Raw genomic sequence first — 5,437 nt, 5'->3', positions numbered from 1 at the left:
TTTGCGGCCCTTTCGCAGCACACGGCTGCTCCTGCAGGGACCGCGCTGGCGGGGCGTCAGGCGATCTTCTTCAAGCCCTGCTTCTTGAGTTCTTCATCGCGCAGCTCGCGGCGCAGGATCTTGCCCACGTTGGTGGTCGGCAGCGCATCACGGAACTCGATCAGGCGCGGTACCTTGTAGCCGGTAACGTTGGCACGCATGTGCTCCATCACCTGCTCCTTGGTCACGGTCATGCCCGGCTTCACCACGATGAACACCTTGATCACTTCACCTGACTTCTCGTCAGGCACACCAATGGCTGCACACTGCAGCACGCCCGGCAAGGCCGCCAGCACATCTTCCAGCTCGTTGGGGTACACGTTGAAGCCCGAGACCAGAATCATGTCCTTCTTGCGGTCGACGATGCGCATGTAACCGTCCGGCTGGATCAGGGCGATGTCACCGGTCTTCAACCAGCCTTCGCTGTCCAAAATCTCGGCGGTGGCGTCTTCGCGCTGCCAATAGCCCTTCATCACCTGCGGGCCCTTGACGCACAGCTCGCCCACCTCGCCCAACGGTAGCTCGTGGCCGGCGTCATCGATGATCTTGCACAGGGTGGACGGCACCGGAATACCGATGGTACCCACCTGGTTGGCTTCTGCCGGGTTCACCGCCGCCACCGGGCTGGTTTCGGTCATGCCGTAGCCTTCGCAGATGGCGCAACCCGTAACGGCCTTCCAGCGCTCGGCCACGCTCAGTTGCAGGGCCATGCCGCCCGACAGGGTAATTTTCAGCGCCGAGAAGTCCAGTGCACGGAACGCCTCGTTGTTGCACAGGGCAACGAACAGCGTGTTGAGGCCGACAAAGCCGCTGAACTTCCACTTGCCCAGTTCCTTGACCATGGCAGGCAGGTCACGGGGGTTGCTGATCAGCACGTTGTGGTTGCCGATGAGCATCATTGCCATGCAATGGAAGGTAAAGGCGTAGATGTGGTACAGCGGCAGCGGGGTGATGAGGATTTCGCAGCCTTCGTGCAGGTTCGCGCCCATCAGCGCTCGGCACTGCAGCATGTTGGCCACCAGGTTGCGGTGGGTCAGCATGGCGCCTTTGGCCACACCGGTGGTGCCACCGGTGTACTGCAGCACGGCCACGTCGTTGGCCTGCGGGTTGGCCTCGGTCACCGGCTGGCCCTTGCCCAACGCCAGCGCGTCGTTGAAGCGCACGGCCTGCGGCAGGCTGTAGGCCGGCACCATCTTCTTCACGTACTTGATCACGCTGTTGATCAGCAGGCGCTTGAGCGGGGGCAGCAGGTCGGCCACTTCGGTGACGATGACGTGCCTGACCTGGGTCTTGGGTACCACCTTCTCGGCCAGGTGGGCCATGTTGGCCAGGCACACCAAAGCCTTGGCGCCGGAGTCGTTGAACTGGTGTTCCATCTCCCGCGCGGTGTACAGCGGGTTGGTGTTGACCACGATCAGCCCGGCACGCATGGCGCCGAAGACCGCGACCGGGTATTGCAGGACATTGGGGAGCTGCACGGCAATGCGGTCACCCGGCTTGAGGTCGGTATGCTGCTGCAGCCAGGCGGCAAACGCCCCCGACAGCGCATACAGCTCGCCATAAGTGATAGTCTTGCCCAGGTTGCTAAAGGCCGGTTTGTCGGCAAAGCGTTGGCAGGATTGCTTGAGTACTGCCTGGATATTGGGGAATTCGTCAGGATTGATTTCCGCCGTAACCCCGGCTGGGTACTTATCCTTCCAAAAATTTTCGATCATGGAAGCCCACTCCTTCAGCAACAGCGAAGTTCGATTGGCGCGTCGATGCGCTTATTATTGATATGAGACGGCGGTTCGTTGCAAACCGGATCGTCTGAAAGCGGGCCGAGAGTAACAGCTTTGCCTGGGGTCGCCTAGAGGCCAAAACAGGCCTTGCAGTCACAAAAATGACTCAATGAACAATACAGGTCATTTTTAGAGTTTTTAACCAAAATGTCGCAGATCAGGCTGAAACAGGCCTGTTAGACCACCTTGAACGCATTCGCGGGTGAACCCGCTCCCACAGGGGCCCGCACAAAGCTTGGAGGCTGTGCAGTACCTGTGGGAGCGGGTTCACCCGCGAAACAGCCAACACAGACTCAAGCTATGTCGCGCAGCTCCCGCCGCAGGATCTTGCCCACCGGCGTCATCGGCAACGACTCGCGCAGCACGATGTGCTTGGGTACCTTGTAGCCGGTGAAGTTGGCCTTGCAGTAAGCCTTGAGCTCTTCCACGCTCAGCCCGCCCTCGCGCGGCACCACGAACAGCTTCACTGCCTCGCCAGAACGCTCGTCCGGCACGCCGATGGCGGCACAGTTGGCAACCTTGGGGTGGCCCATCACCACGTCCTCGATCTCGTTGGGGTACACGTTGAAGCCCGAGACGATGATCATGTCCTTCTTGCGGTCGACGATGCGGGTGAAACCGTCCGGGTCGATCACCGCGATATCACCCGTCTTGAACCAGCCGTCCGCATCCAGGGCCTGGGCAGTGGCCTCAGGCTGCTGCCAGTAACCCTTCATCACCTGTGGCCCCTTGATGCACAACTCGCCCCGCTCGCCCAGGGGCAATTCGTTGCCATCGTCGTCAATTACCTTGAAGGCGGTACCCGCTACCGGGATGCCCACCGTACCCAGACGCGCCAGCTGGCCATAGGGATTGGTGCTGGCCACCGGCGAGGTTTCTGTCAGACCGTAGCCTTCGACAATGCGGCACCCGGTAAGCGCCTCCCAGCGCTCGGCGGTGGCCTTGACCAGCGCCGTGCCGCCAGAGTTGGTGACCTTCAGCGCCGAGAAATCCAGCTGGCGGAAACCGGGATGGTCCATCAATGCGACAAACAGGGTGTTCAGCCCCAACAGCGCCGAGAAACGCCACTTGCCCAGCTCCTTGATGAAGCCGGGGATGTCACGCGGGTTGGTGATCAGGACGTTGTGGTTGCCGGTGACCATCATGCACATGCAATTCGCGGTAAAGGCATAGATATGGTAAAGCGGCAGGGGTGCGATCATCACCTCCTGGCCGTCCTTGAGCAGCTTCTGCCCGTCGGGGCCGTGCTGCGAGAAGCAGGCCAGCACCTGCAACATGTTGGCCACCAGGTTGCCGTGGGTGAGCATGGCGCCCTTGGCCAGGCCGGTGGTGCCGCCGGTGTACTGCAGCACGGCGATGTCGTCCAGGCTCAACGGTACCGGTTTGGGCGAGTGCTCGCGGCCCTCGCGCAGCACCTGTTTGAACGATATCGCCTGGGGTAGCTGGTAAGCGGGCACCATCTTCTTCAGCTTGTCGACCACCGTGTTGACCAGCCAGCCTTTGGCGGCAGGTAACAGGTCGCCCATCTTCGCCTCGATCAGGTACTCGATGCCGGTATCGGGCAGCACTTCCTGCACCCGCTTGCCGAACATGTTCAGGTACACCAGCGCACGTGCGCCACTGTCCTTGAACTGGTGGCGCATTTCGCGCTCGGTGTACAGCGGGTTGGTGTTGACCACGATCAGGCCGGCACGCATGGCACCAAAGACCGCGATCGGGTATTGCAGCACGTTGGGCATCTGCACCGCGATGCGGTCACCCGGCTTGAGGCCGGTGTGCTGCTGCAACCAGGCGGCGAAGGCTGCCGAGTGGCGCTCCAGTTCCCCGTAGGTCAGGGTCACGCCCAGGTTGCTGAACGCCGGGCGGTCGGCAAAGCGCTTGCAGGAGCGCTCGAATACCTCGACGACCGAGGTGTAGGCATTGATGTCGATGGTGGAAGGCACGCCCGCCGGGCGCTTGTCATTCCAGAAGTCGGCTTGCATTTATTATTGTTCCTCTGCCTGGACCTGCACTGCGTCCTTTAGTCCTTTACCTGATTGCCTGCCGGCAAAAAGGCGTTGCTCCGACGTTAGCAGGTAAGCCCAAGGCGGCATATACGCCAAGTGCCGCCATTAACATTGTGAATCTTATTTGTGCCCTTCCTGCAATCCGGCCGGTTGTGCATACACTGTTCGGGTACCCGCGCGCACAAGGACCCGCCATGCCCCACGACGCCTTCTGGCTCCCCGCCAGCGAGCACTGCAGCCTGTATGTGCATCAATGGCTGCCGGCCACACCGGTAAAGGCCGTGGTGCTGCTGGCCCATGGCATGGCCGAGCATGCCGGGCGCTACCAGCGCCTGGGGCATGCCCTGAGCGAGGCCGGCTTTGCCCTGTTCGCTGCCGACCAGCGCGGCCACGGGCGCAGCGCCGAGCTGGGCAGCCGCGGCCTGTTCGCCCGCCATCATGGCTGGAATGCCGTAGTCAATGACGTTGGGTTGCTGGCCCAGCACATCGGCCAGCAGTACCCGTGCACGCCGCTGTTTCTGTTCGGCCACAGCATGGGCAGCTACATTGCCCAGGCTTACCTGCTGCACCACAGCGCCAGCCTGCACGGGGCGATTCTCAGTGGCTCCAACTACCAACCGGCGGCGCTGTACCGCCTGGCGCGGCTGATTGCCCGGCTGGAGAGCTGGCGCCAAGGGCCGCAAGGCAAGAGTGCGCTGATCGAATGGTTGTCGTTCGGGTCGTTCAATAAAGCGTTCAAACCCAACCGCACGGCGTTCGACTGGCTTAGCCGCGACCCAGCCGAGGTCGACCTGTACGTCAACGACCCGTTGTGCGGCTTTCGCTGCAGCAACCAGCTGTGGCTCGACCTGCTGCAAGGCTTGGCGCAGATCAGCCAGCCGGGTAACCTCGCGCAGATCGATCCGAACCTGCCCATGCTGGTAATCGGTGGCGAATGTGATCCGGTCAGTGCCGGCAAGCGTCTAACCCATCTGGCCGACGCCCTGCGCGCGACCGGCAATCGACATGTACAGCTGCGCGTCTATCCTGAGGCGCGGCATGAAGTACTCAACGAAACCAACCGTGACGAGGTCACCGCCGATATTCTCGGCTGGCTTGAGCAGGCGCTGGCCCTTGGCCGCCCCGTGCGCAGTGAATGATAGCCGCCCTCGCCTAACGCTTAAGGAAGCACCGATGTCCCAGGTCACCAACACGCCTTACGAAGCCCTCGAAGTTGGCCAGACGGCCGAGTACAAGAAGTCCGTTGAAGAACGCGACATCCAGCTGTTCGCTGCCATGTCCGGTGACCACAACCCGGTTCACCTGGATGCCGAGTTCGCCGCCAAGAGCATGTTCCGCGAGCGTATTGCCCATGGCATGTTCAGCGGCGCGCTGATCAGCGCTGCGGTGGCCTGCACCCTGCCAGGCCCTGGCACCATCTACCTGGGCCAGCAGATGAGCTTCCAGAAGCCGGTGAAGATTGGCGACACCCTGACCGTGCGCCTGGAGATTCTCGAGAAGCTGCCCAAGTTCAAGGTGCGCATTGCCACCAACGTGTACAACCAGAACGATGAGCTGGTGGTCCAGGGTGAGGCCGAAATCCTGGCGCCGCGCAAGCAGCAGACAGTCGAG

4 protein-coding genes are annotated in these 5,437 nt (G+C 61.9%); 2 read left to right on the top strand and 2 right to left on the bottom strand.

All coding sequences use genetic code 11. The features are described 5' to 3' along the window. Window positions 1-56 precede the first annotated feature (56 nt). Together fadD1 and fadD2 are read right to left on the bottom strand one after the other, a co-directional pair. A complete protein-coding gene (gene fadD1, locus ACK1VC_RS21770; RefSeq protein ID WP_096426623.1) occupies window positions 57-1,754 on the bottom strand; it encodes a long-chain-fatty-acid--CoA ligase FadD1 in 1,698 nt (565 codons plus the stop codon). Between the two features lie 359 nt (window positions 1,755-2,113). Then, window positions 2,114-3,802, bottom strand: a complete 1,689-nt coding sequence (gene fadD2 / locus ACK1VC_RS21765) for a long-chain-fatty-acid--CoA ligase FadD2 (protein ID WP_095116770.1) — start codon at window positions 3,800-3,802, stop codon at window positions 2,114-2,116. A 218-nt stretch (window positions 3,803-4,020) separates the two neighbouring features. Here fadD2 and ACK1VC_RS21760 point away from each other — a divergent pair, with 218 nt between their 5' ends. Together ACK1VC_RS21760 and ACK1VC_RS21755 are read left to right on the top strand one after the other, a co-directional pair. After that, a complete protein-coding gene (locus ACK1VC_RS21760; protein WP_016488562.1) occupies window positions 4,021-4,965 on the top strand; it encodes an alpha/beta hydrolase in 945 nt (314 codons plus the stop codon). A 34-nt stretch (window positions 4,966-4,999) separates the two neighbouring features. Next, a partial coding sequence (locus ACK1VC_RS21755) for a MaoC family dehydratase (protein WP_449118041.1) occupies window positions 5,000-5,437 on the top strand: 438 nt, incomplete at its 3' end.

It is taken from the genome of Pseudomonas sp. XP2 (assembly GCF_053557975.1).
This window is presented reverse-complemented; position numbering and strand designations above follow the sequence as displayed.

Coding starts and splice junctions, on each gene's coding strand:
- fadD1 (WP_096426623.1), bottom strand. CDS start 1,754: ATGATCGAAAATTTTTGGAAGGATAAGTACCCAGCCGGGGTTACGGCG.
- fadD2 (WP_095116770.1), bottom strand. CDS start 3,802: ATGCAAGCCGACTTCTGGAATGACAAGCGCCCGGCGGGCGTGCCTTCC.
- ACK1VC_RS21760 (WP_016488562.1), top strand. CDS start 4,021: ATGCCCCACGACGCCTTCTGGCTCCCCGCCAGCGAGCACTGCAGCCTG.